Below are 19,126 nucleotides of genomic sequence, written 5' to 3' on the forward strand. Positions count from 1 at the left end.
GGCTTTTTCTGAAATGGGTGAACCGGGCAGCGGGCTTGTGTTATTTTTAGGGGTCGGTGTTGGCGGATAAAGAGACTCTCGTGCCGGGAATGGCAGGGCGCTACGCTCAAGCGCTTTTTGCGCTCAGCCAGGAAACCGGAACGACGGAAAAGACGGCCGCCGATCTTGCCTCTTTCATGGGATTGATAGGCGAAAGCCCGGATTTCGCCCGTTTCGTCAAAAGCCCCGTCTTTTCCGCCGAGGACCAGGTGAAGGCGCTTGGCGCCGTTCTTGCCCAGGCAGAGATCAATGGAATCGCCGCCAATTTCATCAAACTCGTCGCGGCCAAGCACAGGCTCTTCGCCATCGCCGACATGATCCGCGATTTCAATTTGCTGAACGATGCGCAAAAAGGCATCACCCGTGCACAGGTGACGGTCGCCGAGACACTCAAGCCCGAACATATCGAGGCCTTACGGACCGCGCTGGCCAGTATCTCGGGCGGCGGCGACGTCGATCTTGCGATCAAGCTCGATCCCGCGATCATCGGTGGCCTTGTCGTCAAACTGGGTTCCCGCATGGTTGACAGCTCGCTCAAAACCAAACTCAACTCAATTCGCACACGTATGAAAGAGGCCGGCTAATGGAGATCCGCGCTGCGGAAATTTCCGCGATCCTCAAGAAAGAGATCGCGAACTTCGGCAATGAAGCAGAGGTGACCGAGGTCGGCCAAGTCCTCTCGGTCGGCGACGGTATCGCCCGCGTCTATGGGCTCGACAACGTCCAGGCGGGCGAGATGGTCGAGTTCGAGAACGGCGTGCGGGGCATGGCGTTGAACCTCGAAAGCGACAATGTCGGTGTCGTCATTTTCGGCAGCGATCGCGAGATCGGCGAAGGCCAGACGGTCAAGCGGACCAGCGCAATCGTTGACGTGCCGATCGGCAAGGGGTTGCTTGGCCGGGTTGTCGATGCGCTTGGCAATCCCATTGACGGCAAAGGCCCGATCCAAGCCGAGAAACGCGCCCGCGTCGATGTCAAGGCGCCGGGCATCATCCCGCGCAAATCCGTGCATGAGCCGATGGCGACCGGCCTTAAGGCCATCGATGCCTTGATCCCGATTGGACGCGGCCAGCGCGAATTGATCATCGGCGACCGGCAGACCGGCAAGACGGCGGTGGCGCTTGATACGATTCTCAACCAAAAGTCCTTGAACGAAGGCACCGACGAAAGCGCCAAGCTTTATTGCGTGTATGTCGCCATCGGACAGAAGCGTTCGACCGTCGCGCAATTCGTGAAAGTCTTGGAAGAGCAGGGCGCGCTGCCCTACACGATTGTCGTCGCGGCGACCGCGTCCGATCCGGCGCCGATGCAGTTCCTGGCGCCCTTCGCTGGCTGCGCGATGGGCGAATATTTCCGCGATAATGGCATGCACGCGTTGATCATCTATGATGATCTTTCCAAGCAAGCCGTCGCTTACCGCCAGATGTCGCTGTTGTTGCGCCGTCCGCCAGGGCGCGAGGCCTATCCGGGCGATGTGTTCTATTTGCATTCGCGCCTGCTTGAGCGCGCGGCGAAGCTCAATGACGCCAATGGCTCCGGCTCGCTCACCGCGCTGCCGGTGATCGAAACGCAAGCCAATGACGTGTCGGCCTATATTCCGACGAATGTGATTTCGATCACCGACGGCCAGATCTTTCTTGAAACGGACCTCTTCTTTCAAGGCATCCGGCCCGCCGTCAACGTCGGCCTCTCGGTCTCGCGCGTCGGCTCCTCGGCGCAAACCAAGGCGATGAAAAAGGTCGCCGGCAAGATCAAGGGCGAACTCGCGCAATATCGCGAAATGGCGGCGTTCGCGCAGTTCGGTTCCGATCTCGACGCGACGACCCAGCGCCTGCTCGCGCGCGGCTCGCGTCTGACCGAGCTTTTGAAACAGGCGCAGTTCTCGCCCCTCAAGGCCGAAGAACAGGTTTGCGTGATCTACGCCGGGGTCAATGGGTATCTCGATGCGTTTCCGGTCGACCGGGTCAAGGCTTTCGAGGAAGGGCTGCTGGCGCTTTTGCGTGCCAGCCACAAAGATTTGCTCGACGCCATCCGGACCACGAAGGATCTCTCCGACGAGTCGGGCAAGAAACTCAAATCGATCGTCGATGCCTACGCCAAGAATTTTACGTGATCGAAACGTGCTCTTCGATGGGAACTGCACGTGAGTCATCGGCGCCCGGACAGAGGTGAAGCGGATAAACCATGCCCTCGTTGAAGGATCTGCGAAACCGGATTGCCTCCGTCAAAGCAACCCAAAAAATCACCAAGGCCATGCAGATGGTCGCGGCCGCGAAACTGCGCCGCGCTCAGCTGGCGGCGGAAGCGGCGCGGCCCTATGCCGAGCGCATGGACAAGGTTTTGGCCAATCTTGCCGCCTCGATCGGGACAGGCGGGGAAGCGCCACCGTTGCTCTCCGGCGGTGGCGGGGATCATCACCTCCTTGTGGTGTGCACCGCGGAGCGCGGGCTTTGCGGCGCCTTCAATTCCTCGATCGCGCGGCTCGCGCGCGACACGGCCATCTCCCTCATGGGGCAAGGCAAAACGGTCAAGATACTGTGTGTAGGCAAAAAAGGGCATGACGTCCTGCGCCGGCAGTTCGGGCGGCAGATCATCGAAACGATCGATCTGCGCGCGGTGCGGTCGCTTAGCTTCGCCGATGCCGACGCGATTGGCCGCAAGATTGTTGCGTTGCATGAGGCGAACGAGTTCGACGTCTGCACGATATTCTACTCGCGCTTTCAGTCGGTGATCGCGCAAATCCCGACGGCGCAGCAAATCATCCCGCTTGCTTTGCCGGTGGCCGCGAAGGACGCGCCATCCGCTGCGTCTTACGAGTACGAGCCGGACGAGGAAGAAATCCTGGCGTCCCTTTTGCCGCGCAACATTTCCATCCAAGTCTTGCGGGCGTTGCTTGAAAATGCGGCGTCGGAACAAGGCGCGCGGATGAGCGCGATGGACAATGCCTCGCGCAATGCTGGCGAAATGATCAAGAAACAGACCATGAAATACAATCGCTCACGCCAAGCGATGATCACCAAAGAATTGATCGAGATCATCTCCGGCGCCGAGGCGCTCTAAACATTCAAGTCATCAAGGGGACGAAGCATGGCTGATGCCGCATCCAATTTGCCCACGGGCCACGTCACGCAGGTCATCGGCGCGGTCGTCGACGTAAAATTCGACGGGCACCTGCCGCAAATCCTCAACGCGCTCGAAACCGACAACCACGGCAACCGCCTGGTCCTCGAAGTCGCGCAGCATCTGGGTGAAAATTCGGTGCGCTGCATCGCGATGGATGTTTCGGAGGGGCTTACCCGTGGCCAGAAGGTCACCGATACCGGCGCCCCCATCATGGTGCCGGTCGGCGACGAATGCCTCGGCCGCATCATCAACGTCATTGGTGAGCCGGTGGATGAATTGGGTCCGGTCGGAGCGTCGAGCAAGCGGGCAATTCATCAGCTCGCGCCCTCCTATGCCGAACAATCGACCGAGGCGCAGATCCTAGTGACCGGCATCAAGGTCGTCGATCTTCTGGCGCCTTACTCACGCGGCGGCAAGGTTGGCCTCTTCGGCGGCGCCGGCGTCGGCAAGACCGTGTTGATCATGGAACTCATCAACAATATCGCCAAGGCGCATGGCGGCTATTCGGTTTTCGCCGGGGTGGGCGAGCGAACCCGCGAGGGCAACGACCTTTATCACGAGATGATCGAGTCCAAGGTGAATGTCGATCCGCATGAGCATGGCGGCTCCGCCAAGGGCTCGAAATGCGCGCTTGTGTATGGCCAGATGAACGAGCCGCCAGGCGCCCGTGCCCGCGTCGCGCTGACCGGCCTGACCGTCGCCGAGGATTTCCGCGACAAGGGCCAGGATGTGTTGTTCTTCATCGACAATATTTTCCGTTTCACCCAGGCGGGCTCGGAAGTGTCGGCGCTGCTCGGCCGCATCCCTTCGGCGGTCGGCTATCAGCCGACCCTCGCCACCGACATGGGCGATTTGCAGGAGCGGATCACCACCACCACCAAGGGGTCGATCACTTCGGTGCAAGCCATCTATGTGCCCGCCGACGATTTGACCGATCCGGCGCCGGCGACCTCCTTCGCGCATCTCGACGCGACGACCGTTTTGTCGCGCGCCATCGCCGAGAAGGGCATTTATCCGGCTGTCGATCCGCTCGACTCGACATCGCGCATGTTGTCGCCGCTGGTTGTTGGCGAGGAGCATTATACCGTCGCCCGCCAGGTTCAGCAGCTTTTGCAGCGCTATAAGGCATTGCAGGATATTATCGCCATTCTGGGCATGGACGAGCTTTCCGAGGAAGACAAACTCACGGTGTTCCGGGCGCGGAAAATCGAGCGCTTCCTGTCGCAGCCCTTCCATGTCGCCGAAGTTTTCACCGGCTCGCCTGGCAAGCTCGTTTCGCTCGCCGACACGATCAAGGGATTTAAGGGGCTCGTTGCCGGCGATTATGATCATCTGCCCGAGGCGGCGTTCTACATGGTGGGATCCATCGAGGAAGCCATTGAGAAGGCGCAAAAGCTCGCCGCCGAGGCAGCCTAAAATACGCGGCACGCGGAAAATATTGAAAACTCATCCAGGGGCGGCAAATGGCGGCTTTTCACTTTGAAATCGTGTCTCCTGAAAAGCTCGTCTTTTCGGGAGAGGTGGAAGCCGTGGTGGTGCCCGGAACGGAGGGCGAGTTCACGGTCCTCAAGGACCACGCTCCCGTGATCTCCAGCATGAAACCGGGGATTGTCGTCATCGACGAAACGGCCGCCAAAAAAACCCGGCTTTTCGTGCCGGGCGGTTTCGCCGAGGCTGGCCCGGCGGGCCTTATCATCCTTGCCGACCAAGCGATCGACCTTGCCGACCTCGATCCGGCCAAACTCGATGCTGGAATTGGCGGTGTCGAGGAAGAAATCACCCGCGCGACGACGGACGAGGGGCGGCGGGTTGCGGTCGAAAAGCGTGACCAGCTGCTGGAGCTGAAAGCCCAACTCGGACTCTGAGCGGGCCGTCAGTCGTTCAATTGCGCTCCGTCAAACGGGACGAAGACAGCCGGTGTTTCCGGCATTGCGCCGAGTCTGGCCTCGGGCAAAGGATTCCGCGCGGACAATGCGGTTGCTTCCATCCCAAAGGCAGTCAGGGCGGCTAAAATCACCGGTATGATGAAAATCTTCTGACCTGTTTTCATTTTCGTAGTCCTATCAGGGAATCTCACGAGATCCGGCACGCGGGCGCGTGGCCCGGATCCCGCAGATCTTCCGTCGTTACGCATCGCCCGTATGACCATTGCCTTCGGGGGCCGCGTAGGAGGCAGTGCTGAAATTGCCGTTGCCTTCGGGGGCCGCATAGGAAGCGCTGCTGAAATTGCCGTTGCCTTCCGGGGCGGCGTAGGAAGCGCTGCTGAAGTTGCCATTACCTTCCGGCGGGGCATAGGACGCAACGGCGGCGCCGGAGAAAACGAGGGCGGAACCGAGAAATGCAATCTTGAGGATGTTCATGGCTGATCTCCTTCAGCTGTCCGCGGCGCGATTGCTAGCGGGTATCGCCCTGATGTAGGGCAATACGGTCCGTGCCACTGTGTTGTTACACACGGGGCGTGGTGGCTTGACCGAAGGCCGGTCACGTCGTGGGGATCCGCTCATGGGAGTGCAGCCAGCGTCATCACAGACGCCGCCGGGCTGCGAGCCGATGCTTTATCGCTGCTTCAAGAAGATTTTCGGCGCTGGATCACGGCACCATACAGGGGCGGATATCTTTTTCAGCCCGGACGATTGGCTTTCTTACCCAACGCTGATGTTGCCATTGTGATCTGCGCCATAGGCGGCAATTTTGCTCGCCTGCCCGTCACTTTCCGGACCATTGGCTGCAAACCCGGTATTGGGAAGAAAAAAAGTGTAAGTAAAAAGCGCGAACTTCAGCATACCAAGAAGTGCAATCCTGAAAGACCCAAGAAGTGCGTGCTTGAGAATGGTCATCGTCCGTCTCCGTTGGTCTCCCTTCCCCTATATTCGTTGGTCGTTTCTTAAACCCCGCATGAATAGATGTAGGCAGGGGTACGGCGTTCTTACAGGCCGCAAGAAAAATATGTAGCACCGAATGATTACCAAATTAGACCACGGCACCACGGTTCCGGATTTCACGGGGAATTGATGGTCCCGTGACGGTCAAGGCGTCACGACAATTTTGCCTTTCATTTGCGGATGCAACCCGCAAAAATAATCGTAAGTGCCGGGCTTCGTGAAGGTGTACGAAAAGCTCTCGTCCGTATCGAGCGCCTTGGAATGGAAGGCACCGTTTGTTTCGACGACCGAATGAGGAATGTCGTCGCGATTCAGGAACACGATCGCGGTTCCGGCCTTCACAGTAAGATCTTTTGGTTTGAACGTGAAATTATCGATGTTGACCTGGGTGTCCGCCGCGTAAACTGGCAACGCTGGAAGAGCGGCGAGAGCCGCCGCGACGGCCAACGTGCAGGAAAGGCGGCAAGCGCCGCTGGCCAGCCCTGTGCTCAGACTCAGCATGTTTGGTTTCCTAAACATTTGCGGATTCATGCGCTGGCCAAGGGCGTATCGGTGATCGCGAGGGCGGCTTTTCCGTGCTTGACCTCGACGCTTGTGATGCCCAGCACGGTGCGCAGCTTGTCGGCTGGCACGAGCATCGGCCCGGGCGAGGGCGCGCTTCCTGGCGCGGGCTGGGGAAAGGCCGTGGATCTTGCCGTGTGGAAAGTGACGTTGCCCTCCACTTTCTGCATCACTTGATGAATATGGCCGTTGAGCACGGTCAGCGAACCGAATCGCTTGAGAAGCTCCAGCGCACGGGCCGAATCCTCCGTGCCCCAGCCCCAATCGGCCGCGATCGTCCACAGTGGAATATGGGCAAAGACGACGATCGGCGTCGAAGCTGGCTTGCCCTTGATATCGTCTGCGAGCCAGGCGATTTGTTCATCGCCGAGCGAGCCCATACCGCCCGCTTTCAAATTTCCGACATTGACGAGCCCGATGAAGTGCACGCCGCCATCGTCAAAGGAATACCAGCCACTGCCTTGCGTGTTCTTGCCGAAGCGTTCGAGATAGGCCTTGCCATTGTTCTCGTCGACGAGATCATGCTCGCCCGGCACGTAGTGAACATCGAGCTTGGCTTCACTGATGGTTTTTTCCGCATCGTCGAATTGGCCCAGTTTCGACAAATGGGTGATGTCGCCGGTGTGGATCATGAAAGCGGGTTTGGCGGGGAGTTCGCTCACTTTGCCGATGGCTTCCTTCAAGGTTCCGAGCGGGTCGGGATTGGCCGGTTTGTTGAAACCGATATGACTGTCCGAAATCTGCAGGAAGCTGAAGCCGGCAGCCTTCTTTTGGGCTGCTTGCGCCGCGCCTATGCCCAGCAGTTGCGATGATTTTGGCACGCCGCCGTTCAGCGTCCAGACGATGCCGGTGCCAGCCCAGATCATACATTCGAGGGCGCCGCGCCGGTCGATTTTGTTGTTTGTATTGCCGTCTGACATTTTCGGTTCTCCAAAAGTCACATATATCGGGCCGCGCAAATCAGCACTGCCCTTTGTCATCATGGGAGGCGTTGAAGCCGAGCGAAGGTGCCGGCTGAACGCCAATCGCGGCAATCGGCGAGGGATGCTTTCCGGCGAGAACGGTTGCCCACATCCCAAAGGCGGTCAGGCCGAAAATCGTGAGGGGTATCAAGAGGATTCTGAAAGCCGTTTTCATGTTCGGGTCTCCGGGCTCCAAGGCCGTTTTCGACACCCCAGGCGATTGCCGGGGCCTCGGACTATTGGCCGCGTGTCACGCTGTATCGGTATGCCCATTGCCTTCTGGGGCCGCATAGGAGGCGGTGTCGCCGACATGTCCATTGCCTTCCGGAGAAGCGTAGGAGGCAACGAAGACGCCGGAAAAGATGAGAAAAGCGCCGAGCAACGTGGATTTGAGAAGTTTCATTGACAGTCTCCTTTGTTGGCTGCGGGTGAGATTTCTTTCACGCCGCGGCTTTGTGCGATTGCTACAGAGGAGACTTGGCGGGGCGGCTGTTTATTCCCCATGCTTTTGCGAATTTTTTGCAACCATCGCCGCCGCCTTGATTTTTGCGGGACGCCAAACAAGTAACAAGAATGCTACTGCGCACGGACGGCCTCGATGTGATCGCCATTCCACAGCCGAGCCATGCTTGGCTCTCCGGGCAGTTGGCGCGCGCGTGGGGCAATGACCGATTTGCCGCGCCGGTGCCGAACGAGGACGTTTGCCTCGCCGCCGAGTTGCATGACATTGGCTGGCTCGCCTGGGAGGAAGCCCCCGTGCTCGAAGCCGGTTCAGGGTTGCCAATGCCGTTTTCCAAGGTCCCGCCGCAAACCCATATCGGTCTGTGGCGGGAGGGAGTACGGCGGGCGAGAACTTTCGGCCGCTATCCGGCGCTTTTGGTCACGCTTCACGCCGATACGATCTACGCACGGTATTTCGATGTCGCAAAGGCTAGCCCTGAGGATGCGGAAGCGGTTCGCGCTTTTCTTGACGACCAACACGATGTGCAGGCGCGGCTTGCGGCCTCGCTGCGTGCCGATCCTGAATATGGAGAGCAGGCGTCGCCGGAAAACATCACGCGCAATCAGCGCCTGATCGCGGCGCTAGACTGGATGTCTCTCGCGATCTGCTGGGGCGTTGAATCGGACCAAAAGATCCCGGACGTGCCAACGGAAGGGGAAGGTAAGACCGAGCTGAGCCTTCGCTTTCGGGATCGTCAAAATTTGATTTTGGAACCTTGGCCATTCCACCAGACGAGCATCGCGGTCCGCGCCGAGGGCAAGCGCTTACGCGGCCGATTTTCGACCCAAAAAGAGCTTCAGCAGGCGCTGAACGAGGCAGAACCGGTGCGGGTGACCGCCGTGCTGCACCGGGCATGATTTTAAAAAAACTCCATACGAATCTTCGAGCATGCTCTAAACACGGGCGAGTAAATTCCCAAACCCCTGGAACGCATGGCACCGCCCCTTCTTTCGCTGCAAGATATTTCGCTGAACCTTGGCGGTAAGCCCCTGCTTCAAGGCGCCTCGCTTTCTGTGTCGGCGGGGGAACGTTTGTGCCTCGTCGGACGCAATGGTTCCGGCAAATCGACGCTCCTCAATATTGCGGCGGGGCTCATCGAGCCCGATAGCGGGAGGCGTTTTCTGCAGCCCGGCGCCGATGTGCGGTATTTGCCGCAGGAGCCCGATCTTTCCGGCCATGCCACCACATTCGCCTATGTCGAGGCGGGACTTGGCCCTTTGGATGATCGCCACAGCGCCCGGACGCTGTTGAACGAGTTGGGACTGACGGGAGAGGAAGATCCGGCGCGGCTCTCGGGTGGCGAAGCGCGGCGCGCCGCCCTGGCCCGCGTGCTCGCTCCGGAGCCGGATATTCTGCTCCTTGATGAGCCGACCAATCATCTCGATCTGCCGGCGATCGAATGGCTCGAAACGGCGTTGAAAGTGGTGCGCTCGGCGCTTGTCATCATCAGCCACGACCGCAGATTTTTGCAAAATCTTTCGCGCGGCACCGTGTGGCTCGATCGCGGCCGCACCCGGGTGCTCGGACGCGGGTTTGCTGAGTTCGAGGCTTGGCGCGATGCCGAGCTTGAAGCCGAGCAGAAGGCGGAACATAAGTTCGACCGCAAGATCGCGGCGGAGGAAGACTGGCTGCGCTATGGCGTCACCGCGCGGCGCAAGCGCAACCAAAAACGGCTCGCAAGCCTCGGGTCGATGCGGGCCGAGCAGCGGCAGCGCCGCGCCCCCCAGGGGGTCAAGTTCGAGGCCTCGGAAGCGGACCTGTCCAGCAAGCTCGTCATCGAAGCCAAGCGCCTTTCGAAGTCCTTTGGCGACCGGGTCATCGTCAAGGATTTCGCAATCCGCATTCTGCGGGGCGACCGTCTCGGTCTGATCGGCGCCAATGGGGCGGGCAAAACGACGCTGATCAATCTCTTGACCGGAGTCATGCCGCCAGACCAGGGTCATGTGCGGCTGGGCGCCAATCTCCTGCTTGCAGGGATGGACCAGGGACGGGCGAGCCTCGATCCGGGGACGGTGCTGAAGGACGCCCTGACCGGCGGCGGCAGCGATTTCGTCGAAGTCAATGGCGAGCGCAAGCATGTCATTGGATATATGAAGGATTTTCTGTTCGGGCCGGAGCAGGCGCGCACCCCGATCGGACGTCTTTCGGGCGGCGAACGTGGCAGGCTCATGCTGGCGAAGGTCTTGGCGCAGCCCTCCAATGTTCTCGTTCTCGACGAGCCAACCAACGACCTCGATCTTGAAACGCTCGACCTTTTGCAGGAAATGCTCGCCGATTACAAAGGCACCCTCCTGCTCGTCAGCCATGACCGGGATTTTATCGACCGCCTGACGACCTCGGTTCTGGTTGCCGAAGGAGGCGGAAGTTGGATCGAATATGCCGGGGGCTATTCCGACATGGTTGCCCAACGCGGCGCCGGAGTCAGCGGGGTGCCCGTTTCCCCGGCGCCCCCAGTGGCCAAGGAAAAGCCCAAAACAACACTGGCGCGGCCGCTGAAGCAAAAGCCTGGCCTCAGCTTCAAGGATCGGCACATGTTGGACTCCTTGCCGGCGCGCATTGAGGAATTGCGGGTTCGAAAGGCAAAGCTCCAGTCCCTGCTCGAGGATCCCGGACTTTACGCGCGCGATCCCGCCAAATTCACGCAGGCCTCGGAAGCCTTTGCAAATCTTGAGTCCGCTCTTGCCGAAGCAGAGGAAAATTGGCTTACCCTCGAGCTGCTCAGGGAGGGGAGTGACGGATGACAAGCTTCATCATAGCTGTGGTAATTTTGCGACGCACGCTCATTAACACGACCTCAGCCATTCTCAAATCGGCGCCAATTTTCCTAAATAAATATTTAGAATCAAGGTATTGCTTATTTTTTTCGCACTTCATGGTTCATTAATCTGTCATTCACATGACGCCGAACCGTCATATACTACCGATAAATAACCTGTGACACGGACAGAGTGGCTGTAAGCGAGGCCGCCGCGCCCGGTGAGATAAGGGAACGGACGCTATCGCGACCGAAATGTGATAACTGTTGCGCAAATAGCACAGTTTCCTTATTGACTATATAAACTCGATAAAGTTAGAGTTTCTTACCGCTGGCGTGAACTTGGCAGGAAATGCCTGCAACCGCCGCTTGTATCAACCGGATCCGGAGGGGTCCCGACTAGGGGATTTGACATGAGACTTCTCAAGGGGCTTCTTTTGGGTTCGGCCGCGAGCTTGGCTGTGACCATTCTGGCGCCGGGCGCCCGCGCCGCCGATCTGCCGGCCGCCCAGGCCGCGCCCATCGAATATGTCCGCGTCTGCGACGCCTATGGCGCCGGCTTCTTCTACATCCCCGGCACCGAGACCTGTTTGCGGATCGGCGGCTTGGTGCTCGGCGAGTTCCGCGGCTTTAGCCCCAACTACAGCATCGGCGGCACCGGCTTCTATGGCAATGGCGCCGCGCCCTTCCATGGCGCCTTCGCCGGGGTCGGGGTTGCCCCCGGTTTTGGCTTCGTTCCCAGTGTCACCCAATATTCGAATGCCCGCTCGCGCGATGCGACGAGCTTCAATGCCCTCGGCCGCGCCGAACTCGACGCCAGGACGCAGTCGCCCTGGGGCACCTTGCGCGCCTTCATCCGGATCGATTCCTATTATGGCTCGGGCGGCAATTCCGCCACCGGCAGCCTGGGCTCGCTCGGCAATACCTTCAACACCACGGCGGGCTCCAGCTCGCAGCGCGAATCGACGATCGTCAACAAGGCGTTCATCCAATTCGCCGGCCTCACCGCCGGCCGCGCCCAATCGATGTTCGATTTCTATGCCGACGCCTACAACTATGTCGGTTTGCGCGGCTCCAACGCGACCGTCGCCCTGTTGTCCTATACGACGACCTTCGGCAGCGGCTTCTCGGCGACCCTGTCGGCCGAGGATCAGGCGTCGCGGCGCGCCGCCATCGGCAGCACGATCACCGGCCCGGCCAATGCCGCCGGCACCGCCGTCGTGCCGGTCACCATCAACGGCATCACCGCCACCTCCTTCCTGGGCCAGCCGGCGGGGTCGCGGATCCCGGACATCGTCGGCAACTTCCGCTACGATCAGCCCTGGGGCTCGGTGCAAATCTCGGCCGCCGCGCATCAGAACAACGCCAGCCTGTTCGGGGCGAGCGCGCTGGGCACGCCGGCGGCCTCGCCCGCCCTGCCACAGACGCCCGCCTATGCCTTCCCGGCCGTCACCAGCAACAATTACGGCTTCGCGGTCCAGGCCGGCATTCAGCTGAACGCCGACTTTATCTCCCCCGGCGACAAGTTCTGGCTGCAGGCGGCTTATGAGCAAGGCGCGTTCGGCTATATCGCGGGCACCAATCTTGGCTTCAACTATGGCGCGGTCAACCAGAACCGCTACGCCGGTTCGGGCTTCACGCCGTCGGATTACAGCGCCGGCTGGAACGCGCAGCCGAATTCGGATTGCGTCTTCGCCAGCAGCACGCTCGGCACTTTCCCCGGCAGCGTCTCCTGCCAGCAGCAGACGGGCTGGGACATCACCGGCGCCTACAAGCATTATTGGATTCCGACCTTGGCTTCGGCGGTCTATGGCTCTTACATGGCGGTGAATTATTCCGGCGACGCGCTGGCCGGGTTTGGCGGCGGGGTCGGCATTTCCAACATCAAGGAAGGCCGGGTCGGCACCAATCTCGTGTGGACGCCGCTCAAGGGCTTCGATATCGGCGCCGAGTTCATGTATGTGCATGTGAATCAGTCGCGGCCGGTTGGTCTCGCCCCGGACGTGGTGCTCGCCACGGTCGGCCTGCCAACGTTCCAGCCGAACACCAACCAATATGAAGGGCGCATCCGGGTTCAGAGGGCCTTCTAAATCTCTGGTCCGAATATAGAATATAACGAAGACTTCTTAAGCCCGGCGCCGCAAGCGCCGGGCTGTCTCGTAAGAGGCCGCGATGCAATGGAACGGACCAAGGCTCGCACCCTTTTCTGGCGGCAAGCCGAACTCTATAGTCGTTCTCCTGCACGGGGTCGCCGCCAATGGCCGCGACCTCCTCTTCCTGGCGCATGCTTGGCGGGAACTGCTTCCGGATACGGAATTCATCGCCCCTGACGCGCCGTTTGCGTGTGATTACGCTCCGGCCGGCCGCCAATGGTTCAGCTTGCACGACCGGACACCAGAAAAGCTGCTCGCGGGACTGCGCGATGCGGCCGCCATCCTCGATGGCTTTTTCGATGAACTGCTGGTCAGCCGAAGGCTCGACGATTCCAGTCTCGCCCTCGCCGGGTTTTCGCAAGGCGCGGCAACCGCCCTTTATGCTGGCTTGCATCGCAAAGAGATCGCCGGGGTTGCCGCCTTTTCCGGAGCGTTGCCAGGCGCGGCCTTGCTGCGAAGGGAGAGTCTTGGCAGACCCCCCGTCCTCCTCCTGCACGGCGAAGCGGATACGGTCGTGCCCTTCCCATCGATGACCCTTACGAGGGCCGCACTCGAAGCTTTGAGCGTTCCGGTTCAGGCGGTGGCAAGGCCAGGCCTTGGCCATGCCATCGACGATGTCGGGATTGCCTTGGCCGCGGAGTTTTTCCGCTATGTCCTCCGCCCCGGCCCAAATAAGGCCAGTTAGCGCTATATATTTTTATGTTATATCGGTGCCGGTGACAGTCTGCCGGTGCCTTTCATGTTTCTCCGCCATCTGAGCTATTTCGTCACGCTTGCGCGCGAAAAGCATTTCGCCAAAGCGGCGGAGGCTTGCCACATTTCTCAGCCAGCACTTTCCGCTGCGATCCGCAAGCTCGAAGACGATTTGGAAGTCCGGCTGGTCATTCGCGGCCACCGATTTCTCGGCCTCACCGCCGAAGGCGCCCGGGTCCTCGCCTGGGCGCAAAAAATTCTCAGCGACTACGATGGCTTGCGGATCGATCTCACGGGTCTTGGGAGCGAGCTCTCCGGGTCGTTGCGGCTTGGCGTCATTCCAGCCGCGATGCCGCCGGTCTCCTGCCTGACGGCACGATTTCTCTCAGCGCATCCGGCAGCACATGTCGAAGTGATTTCGATGACGTCGCGCGCGATCCAGAAGGCGCTCGATTCCTTCGAGATCGACGCGGGGGTCACCTATCTCGACAACGAGCCCTTGGAGCATGTGCGCCGGATTCCCCTTTACAAAGAGCACTACATCTTCGTGACCAGCGGCGGCGGGCGCTACGAGGGACGGCGGGCCATCTCGTGGCGGGAGGCGGCGGGGGAGCGCCTATGCCTCCTCAGCGAGGACATGCAGAATCGCCGGATCATCAATGCTGTTTTTGAGTCGCTCGAGATCAAGCCAAAGCCGCCTGTCATCAGCAATTCGTTTCTCGGCGTCTGTTCTTATCTGCGCCACGGGGGCTTTGCCAGTATCGTGCCGCACACGTTTTTCTACGTGTTCGCCGGTTTGCGCGATCTTGTGGCGATCGATCTTGTCGAGCCAGCCTATGGTCAACTCATTGGGCTTGTCCTGACCGACCGGGATCCTTTGCCGCCGATGGCCAACGCTCTCACTGCATCGCTCCGCGCCGATGAATTCGAGGATGAGCTGATGACAGCGATCCGCGGCCATAACTGATCAGAGTTTTCTATCAATCGTTCCAAAGAATTCATTGGATAAAAATCCGCTTTGGGAAGAGCTTGCGCTCGCTTGAGCGGAGCAAATTTATATCTGAAATACTTCTGCCAAGTAAATTGAGAGAATACTTGAAAAACAAGTTCGCCTGACGAGATATATAGTTCCATCCTGTCCTGAACTCTCCGGCGTAAACTTGAGCATAAACAAAGTCTTCCAATTTCAACAATGACGCAAAGGGAGAACATTATGGCTAAGGTCGTATGCGTGCTTTACGATGACCCGGTGGATGGGTATCCGAAATCCTACCCAAGGGATGATCTTCCGAAAATCGACCGCTATCCGGACGGTCAAACGCTTCCAACGCCCAAAGCGATTGATTTCAAGCCTGGCGCGCTTCTCGGGAGCGTCTCAGGCGAATTGGGCCTGCGCAAATATCTGGAATCCAACGGCCACACTTTGGTTGTAACCTCGGATAAGGACGGCGCCAATTCGGTCCTCGATCGTGAGTTGCCGGACGCCGAAATCATCATTTCGCAGCCGTTCTGGCCCGCTTATATGACCGCCGAGCGGATCGCCAAGTCGCCCAAACTCAAGATGATTGTCACCGCCGGTATCGGTTCGGACCACACTGACCTTCAGGCGGCGATCGACCGCAAACTCACCGTCGCCGAGGTCACCTTCTGCAATTCGATCAGCGTTTCCGAGCATGTGGTGATGATGATCCTGTCGCTCGTCCGTAACTATATTCCCTCGTATCAATGGGTGGTGAAGGGTGGCTGGAACATCGCCGATTGCGTGACGCGTTCTTATGACGTCGAAGGCATGCATGTCGGCACCGTCGCGGCGGGCCGCATCGGGCTTGCCGTGCTGCGTCGTCTCAAACCCTTCGACATGCATTTGCATTATTTCGACCGCCACCGCTTGCCGGAGGCAGTAGAGAAAGAGCTGAACCTGACCTGGCATCCGACCGTCGAGGACATGGTCAAGGTTTGCGATGTCGTCACCATCAATTGCCCGCTGCATCCCGAAACCGAGCATCTCTTTGACGACAAGATGATCTCCAAGATGAAACGTGGCGCCTTTATCGTGAACACTGCGCGCGGAAAAATCTGCGACCGCGATGCCATTGTGCGGGCGCTCGAAAGCGGTCAACTCGCGGGCTATGCGGGCGATGTCTGGTTCCCGCAACCAGCGCCCAAGGATCACCCGTGGCGCAGCATGCCGCATCACGGCATGACACCGCATATTTCGGGCACGTCGCTCTCGGCGCAGGCGCGCTACGCGGCAGGCGTGCGCGAAATCCTGGAGTGCTATTTCGAGGGACGGCCCATCCGCGACGAATATTTGATCGTTGAGGGCGGCAAGTTGGCGGGCGTCGGCGCCCATTCCTACAGTGCCGGCAATGCCACCAGCGGCTCCGAGGAAGCCGCGAAGTTCAAGAAAAGCGCGTAAATTTCGGAAGAGCGGTTCCGTATAGGGAGCCATTCCTTGCGATCTTATTATTCCGCGATATCGAAAAAAATCCGGCCGAGGCGGTCCTCCGTCTCGACCGCCCAAAGATCAGGGTCAAAGCCGATCTCGCGCGAAAGTTTTGCTTCCGTTTCTGCGGGGCTAATCCAAGCTTCGCGATGGAGCCGCGCGAAAAGCCTGTCATAACCTTCCCTCACCTCGCTCTGCGGTGCAGGGCCAAAGAGCGCGGCAGACCCGTCGAGCCGGTCGATCTTGATGAAAATCGCTCCGGCTTCCGGCGACCCGCGCCGCCGCAACACGGCATTCGCGCCCTCATGGGCGCAGCGGCGCAAATAAGCTGAAACCCAAATATCGGCGCGTAGCCGCATGTGTGAACGCCCCGCGTGAAAGGCTACCGGAAGGCTCCTCCCCCGATGCAAGGAATTGTTAGGGTGCGCCGGTGCTATGATCAAGCATGACGAAGGCTCATGCCGCTGAGACAGAAAGCGACCCATTGGAGTTTATGCCGGCCAGCGCTGAGATCGCTGCGCATGCGCGGGATTGGCTGGCGCATCTTTCCGGCGAGCGCCGCGTTTCGGCGCACACGGCGGCCTCCTATGCACGCGATTTGCGGCAATTCTTGCAATTCGCGGCGGAGCATTTCGGCGAAGCTCCTTCGCTGTTGACCTTCCATCGCCTTGCGCCGCAAGACCTGCGTGCTTTTTTGGCGGCGCGGCGCGGCAAGGGGGCGGGCAGCCGCTCCCTTGCGCGACAGCTCGCGGGGCTGCGGTCGTTTGCCCGTTTTCTCGAACGCAATGGATTTGGCCAGGCCTTGGCTTTCACGGCGTTGCGCCCGCCGAAAATTCAGCGCGGCCTGCCAAAACCCTTGCGCGCCGATATCGCATGCGAGCTGGTGGGGGTGGACGCCCGCGCCGGGGAAAACCGGGCGCAATGGATCATCGCGCGCGATGCTGCCGTTTTGGCCTTGCTCTATGGTGCGGGCCTGCGCATCTCCGAGGCCTTGGCGATCAAGCGTTGCGAAGCGCCGATTGGCGGACGCGACGTTTTGACGGTCGTCGGCAAAGGGCAAAAGACTCGAAGCGTTCCGGTGATCGCGCCGGTCCAGCACGCCATTGAAGCCTATCTCGCGCTTTGCCCGTTTGCCCATGCGCCCGATAAGCCTTTGTTCATTGGCGCCAAGGGCGGCCCGCTGGGTCCAAGAATCATACAGCTCACGATCGAACGGTTGCGCGGCGCGCTGGGGCTTCCCGAGAGCGCGACGCCGCATGCGCTGCGTCATTCCTTCGCGACACATTTGTTGGAGCGGGGCGGCGATCTGCGCTCGATCCAGGAGCTGCTCGGGCACGCCTCCCTGTCAACGACGCAGATCTACACCGCCGTCGATAGTGCGCGGCTCCTTGAAGCCTATCGGGCGGCGCATCCTCGCGGCCGCTAAAGGGTTTGCGGGACGGCCCATTTTCTTTTATGCCGCCGCAAGGGCCGTGCTATCCAAGGCGCGAGTGACAGGGAGCGGACGATGCGGTGTCTTTTTGTCGCCGACCTGCACTACGCGCTTCCGCAATTCGACTGGCTGCTGAAAACGGCCCCCGGCTATGACCTCACCGTCTTGGCCGGTGACGCGCTGGACCTCGCATCGATCGTCGATTACCGGGCACAGACGCTGGTTGTCCGCAAATATCTCCAGCGTATGGCGAGCGTGACTCGGCTCCTCGTGTGCTCGGGCAATCATGACCTCGATTCGCGCGGCGAGGGCGGTGAGAAGGTGGCGCGCTGGCTGGCTGAGACCGGCGCCCCAAACATTGTCCGTGATGGCGATAGCCTCGTCGTCGAGGATATGCTGTTCACGGTCTGCGCATGGTGGGATGGGCCGGTGGCCCGCGCGGCACTCGCGGCCCAGCTCGAAGCGGACTCCCAGCGGCGGCAAGGATTGCGCTGGGTCTGGATTCATCATGCGCCGCCGGTCAATTCACCGACGAGCTGGTCGGGCAGCCGGTCAATGGGGGATGAGGACCTTGAGCGGTGGATTGCCGAGTATCATCCAGATATTGTCGTCGCCGGTCACGTCCATCAATCGCCATTCGTGAAAGGCGGCTCATGGGCCGACCGGATCGGCGCCACATGGGTCTTTAACGCCGGTCGCCAGTTCGGGGTGCCACCCGCCTATATCGTGCTCGACACCAGTGCCGGCGAGGCGGTTTGGATCTCCGCCATGGGCATCCAGACGGTGCGGCTGGACGCCCCGCTGCGGCGGCCGATCCCGCCCGCGAAGGCCCTGCCGGAGTGGTTTGACGCGCGGGCGCCAGTCCCCAGTCTGGCACCCTAGTGGCGGACACTGCCCTTCAAGGCCGTCGCGGATCGCGGTCGGACCCTGGCACAAAATCCCGTTCCTGTTGATGAATCAGCGTTTCGAGCACGTCGCCTACCATCTCAAGATGATCGCTGGAACCGGCGAATTGGCGTTTTAGATCGACGAGATAGGTCGTTGCTGCGTTAAGCCGGTTCGCCAAGAGGCGCGCCACGAGCCAGGACAGGCCGGGATTGGCGCTGAAAAAACCCGCCGCGTCCTCGATGACATGCACCCTAATATCCCCGAGCGCCCGGGCCGTTGCGGTGTGTGGAACGCCAAGCAGGACCGACATTTCTCCGACGAGCGAGCCTGGTTCGTCGAGTATCGTGACCTGGGTGCCCCCGCGTAGCACTTCGATGCGGCCTTCCGCGAGCACATAGACGCGGCCGGTCTCCTGGCCCTCCTCCAGAATGACGGAGCCACTTGCCCGATATTCCAGAGGAACGGCACCGCAGTGGTCGAGGATGGCGCGCATGAGTGTGACTTTGAACCGGTTTTCGGCTGATTTCGCTGCCAAGCCGGTCTGGCGGCAGAGTATAGCGTATCACGCCCCGCGGGATAGTTGGTTAGTTTCGCCGCAAGAGCATAGGCCATTTATCGCCGCAATGCGATAATACGGTCAATGGCCTTGCAAGATCTCACCGGATCGCCCCACGAGCGGCGTGGCGGGGA

22 protein-coding genes are annotated in these 19,126 nt (G+C 60.2%); 13 read left to right on the forward strand and 9 right to left on the reverse strand.

Annotation, left to right across the window (positions count from 1 at the left end; genetic code table 11):
• Window positions 1–59 precede the first annotated feature (59 nt).
• The 5 genes from QEV83_RS12420 to QEV83_RS12440 all read left to right on the forward strand — a co-directional run bounded on the left by QEV83_RS12420 (window position 60) and on the right by QEV83_RS12440 (window position 5,027).
• On the forward strand, window positions 60–623 hold the full coding sequence (locus tag QEV83_RS12420; RefSeq protein ID WP_280128041.1) for a F0F1 ATP synthase subunit delta: 564 nt from the start codon (window positions 60–62) through the stop codon (window positions 621–623).
• Entirely contained in the window at window positions 623–2,152 is a 1,530-nt protein-coding gene (gene atpA, locus QEV83_RS12425; protein ID WP_280128042.1) for a F0F1 ATP synthase subunit alpha, read from the forward strand. The genes QEV83_RS12420 and atpA overlap by 1 nt, the downstream gene beginning before the upstream one ends.
• 71 nt (window positions 2,153–2,223) lie before the next feature.
• The gene (locus QEV83_RS12430) at window positions 2,224–3,099 is read left to right on the forward strand and encodes a F0F1 ATP synthase subunit gamma (RefSeq protein ID WP_280128043.1); all 876 of its coding nucleotides are present in this window, start codon (window positions 2,224–2,226) and stop codon (window positions 3,097–3,099) included.
• Between the two features lie 27 nt (window positions 3,100–3,126).
• Window positions 3,127–4,578, forward strand: a complete 1,452-nt coding sequence (gene atpD / locus QEV83_RS12435) for a F0F1 ATP synthase subunit beta (RefSeq protein WP_280128044.1) — start codon at window positions 3,127–3,129, stop codon at window positions 4,576–4,578.
• 47 nt (window positions 4,579–4,625) lie between these two features.
• Window positions 4,626–5,027, forward strand: coding sequence for a F0F1 ATP synthase subunit epsilon (locus QEV83_RS12440; protein ID WP_280128045.1), 402 nt, complete (start codon window positions 4,626–4,628; stop codon window positions 5,025–5,027).
• Between the two features lie 8 nt (window positions 5,028–5,035).
• Here QEV83_RS12440 and QEV83_RS12445 read toward each other — a convergent pair whose 3' ends face one another.
• From QEV83_RS12445 to QEV83_RS12475, 7 genes are all read right to left on the reverse strand, one after another.
• Window positions 5,036–5,212 (reverse strand): hypothetical protein, encoded by a 177-nt coding sequence (locus QEV83_RS12445; protein WP_280128046.1) that lies wholly within the window; start codon window positions 5,210–5,212, stop codon window positions 5,036–5,038.
• 76 nt (window positions 5,213–5,288) lie between these two features.
• Window positions 5,289–5,522 carry a hypothetical protein gene (locus QEV83_RS12450; RefSeq protein WP_280128047.1) on the reverse strand — a complete coding sequence of 78 codons (234 nt, stop codon included), beginning with the start codon at window positions 5,520–5,522 and terminating at the stop codon, window positions 5,289–5,291.
• Window positions 5,523–5,804: 282 nt separating this feature from the next.
• Window positions 5,805–5,999: a hypothetical protein gene (locus QEV83_RS12455; protein WP_280128048.1), complete on the reverse strand. Its 195-nt coding sequence runs from the start codon at window positions 5,997–5,999 to the stop codon at window positions 5,805–5,807.
• 189 nt (window positions 6,000–6,188) lie between these two features.
• Window positions 6,189–6,545 carry a cupredoxin family copper-binding protein gene (locus tag QEV83_RS12460; protein ID WP_280128049.1) on the reverse strand — a complete coding sequence of 119 codons (357 nt, stop codon included), beginning with the start codon at window positions 6,543–6,545 and terminating at the stop codon, window positions 6,189–6,191.
• A gap of 26 nt (window positions 6,546–6,571) precedes the next feature.
• Entirely contained in the window at window positions 6,572–7,525 is a 954-nt protein-coding gene (locus tag QEV83_RS12465) for a metallophosphoesterase (protein ID WP_280128050.1), read from the reverse strand.
• Window positions 7,526–7,565: 40 nt separating this feature from the next.
• Window positions 7,566–7,742: a hypothetical protein gene (locus QEV83_RS12470; protein WP_280128051.1), complete on the reverse strand. Its 177-nt coding sequence runs from the start codon at window positions 7,740–7,742 to the stop codon at window positions 7,566–7,568.
• A gap of 75 nt (window positions 7,743–7,817) precedes the next feature.
• The gene (locus tag QEV83_RS12475; protein ID WP_280128052.1) at window positions 7,818–7,970 is read right to left on the reverse strand and encodes a hypothetical protein; all 153 of its coding nucleotides are present in this window, start codon (window positions 7,968–7,970) and stop codon (window positions 7,818–7,820) included.
• A 170-nt stretch (window positions 7,971–8,140) separates the two neighbouring features.
• Between QEV83_RS12475 and QEV83_RS12480 the strand changes: the two genes are divergently transcribed.
• The 6 genes from QEV83_RS12480 to QEV83_RS12505 all read left to right on the forward strand — a co-directional run bounded on the left by QEV83_RS12480 (window position 8,141) and on the right by QEV83_RS12505 (window position 16,089).
• Window positions 8,141–8,926, forward strand: coding sequence for a DUF3891 family protein (locus tag QEV83_RS12480; protein WP_280128053.1), 786 nt, complete (start codon window positions 8,141–8,143; stop codon window positions 8,924–8,926).
• A gap of 75 nt (window positions 8,927–9,001) precedes the next feature.
• Window positions 9,002–10,810, forward strand: coding sequence for an ATP-binding cassette domain-containing protein (locus QEV83_RS12485; RefSeq protein WP_280128054.1), 1,809 nt, complete (start codon window positions 9,002–9,004; stop codon window positions 10,808–10,810).
• A 427-nt stretch (window positions 10,811–11,237) separates the two neighbouring features.
• A complete protein-coding gene (locus QEV83_RS12490) occupies window positions 11,238–12,914 on the forward strand; it encodes a porin (RefSeq protein ID WP_280128055.1) in 1,677 nt (558 codons plus the stop codon).
• Between the two features lie 82 nt (window positions 12,915–12,996).
• Window positions 12,997–13,662 carry a dienelactone hydrolase family protein gene (locus QEV83_RS12495; RefSeq protein ID WP_280128056.1) on the forward strand — a complete coding sequence of 222 codons (666 nt, stop codon included), beginning with the start codon at window positions 12,997–12,999 and terminating at the stop codon, window positions 13,660–13,662.
• Window positions 13,663–13,716: 54 nt separating this feature from the next.
• On the forward strand, window positions 13,717–14,637 hold the full coding sequence (locus QEV83_RS12500) for a LysR family transcriptional regulator (RefSeq protein ID WP_280128057.1): 921 nt from the start codon (window positions 13,717–13,719) through the stop codon (window positions 14,635–14,637).
• 246 nt (window positions 14,638–14,883) lie between these two features.
• The gene (locus QEV83_RS12505) at window positions 14,884–16,089 is read left to right on the forward strand and encodes an NAD-dependent formate dehydrogenase (RefSeq protein WP_280128058.1); all 1,206 of its coding nucleotides are present in this window, start codon (window positions 14,884–14,886) and stop codon (window positions 16,087–16,089) included.
• A 47-nt stretch (window positions 16,090–16,136) separates the two neighbouring features.
• Here QEV83_RS12505 and QEV83_RS12510 read toward each other — a convergent pair whose 3' ends face one another.
• Window positions 16,137–16,475 carry a DUF1491 family protein gene (locus tag QEV83_RS12510; RefSeq protein WP_280128059.1) on the reverse strand — a complete coding sequence of 113 codons (339 nt, stop codon included), beginning with the start codon at window positions 16,473–16,475 and terminating at the stop codon, window positions 16,137–16,139.
• Between the two features lie 86 nt (window positions 16,476–16,561).
• Here QEV83_RS12510 and QEV83_RS12515 point away from each other — a divergent pair, with 86 nt between their 5' ends.
• Both QEV83_RS12515 and QEV83_RS12520 read left to right on the forward strand, forming a co-directional pair.
• A complete protein-coding gene (locus tag QEV83_RS12515; protein ID WP_280128060.1) occupies window positions 16,562–17,542 on the forward strand; it encodes a tyrosine recombinase XerC in 981 nt (326 codons plus the stop codon).
• Window positions 17,543–17,623: 81 nt separating this feature from the next.
• Window positions 17,624–18,430 carry a metallophosphoesterase family protein gene (locus tag QEV83_RS12520; protein WP_280128061.1) on the forward strand — a complete coding sequence of 269 codons (807 nt, stop codon included), beginning with the start codon at window positions 17,624–17,626 and terminating at the stop codon, window positions 18,428–18,430.
• Between the two features lie 16 nt (window positions 18,431–18,446).
• On the opposite strand, the gene QEV83_RS12525 is transcribed toward QEV83_RS12520, so the two are convergent.
• Window positions 18,447–18,971 (reverse strand): cyclic nucleotide-binding domain-containing protein, encoded by a 525-nt coding sequence (locus QEV83_RS12525; RefSeq protein ID WP_280128062.1) that lies wholly within the window; start codon window positions 18,969–18,971, stop codon window positions 18,447–18,449.
• Between the last annotated feature and the right edge of the window lie 155 nt (window positions 18,972–19,126).

The sequence above is a fragment of the Methylocapsa sp. D3K7 genome (assembly GCF_029855125.1).
Classification (GTDB): domain Bacteria; phylum Pseudomonadota; class Alphaproteobacteria; order Rhizobiales; family Beijerinckiaceae; genus Methylocapsa.

Excerpts from the sequence above, each read along its gene's own strand:
- QEV83_RS12440 (WP_280128045.1), top strand. The coding sequence starts at position 4,626 with ATGGCGGCTTTTCACTTTGAAATCGTGTCTCCTGAAAAGCTCGTCTTT.
- QEV83_RS12495 (WP_280128056.1), top strand. The coding sequence starts at position 12,997 with ATGCAATGGAACGGACCAAGGCTCGCACCCTTTTCTGGCGGCAAGCCG.
- QEV83_RS12480 (WP_280128053.1), top strand. The coding sequence starts at position 8,141 with ATGCTACTGCGCACGGACGGCCTCGATGTGATCGCCATTCCACAGCCG.
- QEV83_RS12505 (WP_280128058.1), top strand. The coding sequence starts at position 14,884 with ATGGCTAAGGTCGTATGCGTGCTTTACGATGACCCGGTGGATGGGTAT.
- QEV83_RS12455 (WP_280128048.1), bottom strand. The coding sequence starts at position 5,999 with ATGACCATTCTCAAGCACGCACTTCTTGGGTCTTTCAGGATTGCACTT.
- QEV83_RS12510 (WP_280128059.1), bottom strand. The coding sequence starts at position 16,475 with ATGCGGCTACGCGCCGATATTTGGGTTTCAGCTTATTTGCGCCGCTGC.
- QEV83_RS12520 (WP_280128061.1), top strand. The coding sequence starts at position 17,624 with ATGCGGTGTCTTTTTGTCGCCGACCTGCACTACGCGCTTCCGCAATTC.
- QEV83_RS12490 (WP_280128055.1), top strand. The coding sequence starts at position 11,238 with ATGAGACTTCTCAAGGGGCTTCTTTTGGGTTCGGCCGCGAGCTTGGCT.
- QEV83_RS12445 (WP_280128046.1), bottom strand. The coding sequence starts at position 5,212 with ATGAAAACAGGTCAGAAGATTTTCATCATACCGGTGATTTTAGCCGCC.
- QEV83_RS12465 (WP_280128050.1), bottom strand. The coding sequence starts at position 7,525 with ATGTCAGACGGCAATACAAACAACAAAATCGACCGGCGCGGCGCCCTC.
- QEV83_RS12450 (WP_280128047.1), bottom strand. The coding sequence starts at position 5,522 with ATGAACATCCTCAAGATTGCATTTCTCGGTTCCGCCCTCGTTTTCTCC.
- QEV83_RS12470 (WP_280128051.1), bottom strand. The coding sequence starts at position 7,742 with ATGAAAACGGCTTTCAGAATCCTCTTGATACCCCTCACGATTTTCGGC.
- atpA (WP_280128042.1), top strand. The coding sequence starts at position 623 with ATGGAGATCCGCGCTGCGGAAATTTCCGCGATCCTCAAGAAAGAGATC.
- QEV83_RS12485 (WP_280128054.1), top strand. The coding sequence starts at position 9,002 with ATGGCACCGCCCCTTCTTTCGCTGCAAGATATTTCGCTGAACCTTGGC.
- QEV83_RS12430 (WP_280128043.1), top strand. The coding sequence starts at position 2,224 with ATGCCCTCGTTGAAGGATCTGCGAAACCGGATTGCCTCCGTCAAAGCA.
- atpD (WP_280128044.1), top strand. The coding sequence starts at position 3,127 with ATGGCTGATGCCGCATCCAATTTGCCCACGGGCCACGTCACGCAGGTC.
- QEV83_RS12460 (WP_280128049.1), bottom strand. The coding sequence starts at position 6,545 with ATGCTGAGTCTGAGCACAGGGCTGGCCAGCGGCGCTTGCCGCCTTTCC.
- QEV83_RS12515 (WP_280128060.1), top strand. The coding sequence starts at position 16,562 with ATGACGAAGGCTCATGCCGCTGAGACAGAAAGCGACCCATTGGAGTTT.
- QEV83_RS12500 (WP_280128057.1), top strand. The coding sequence starts at position 13,717 with ATGTTTCTCCGCCATCTGAGCTATTTCGTCACGCTTGCGCGCGAAAAG.
- QEV83_RS12475 (WP_280128052.1), bottom strand. The coding sequence starts at position 7,970 with ATGAAACTTCTCAAATCCACGTTGCTCGGCGCTTTTCTCATCTTTTCC.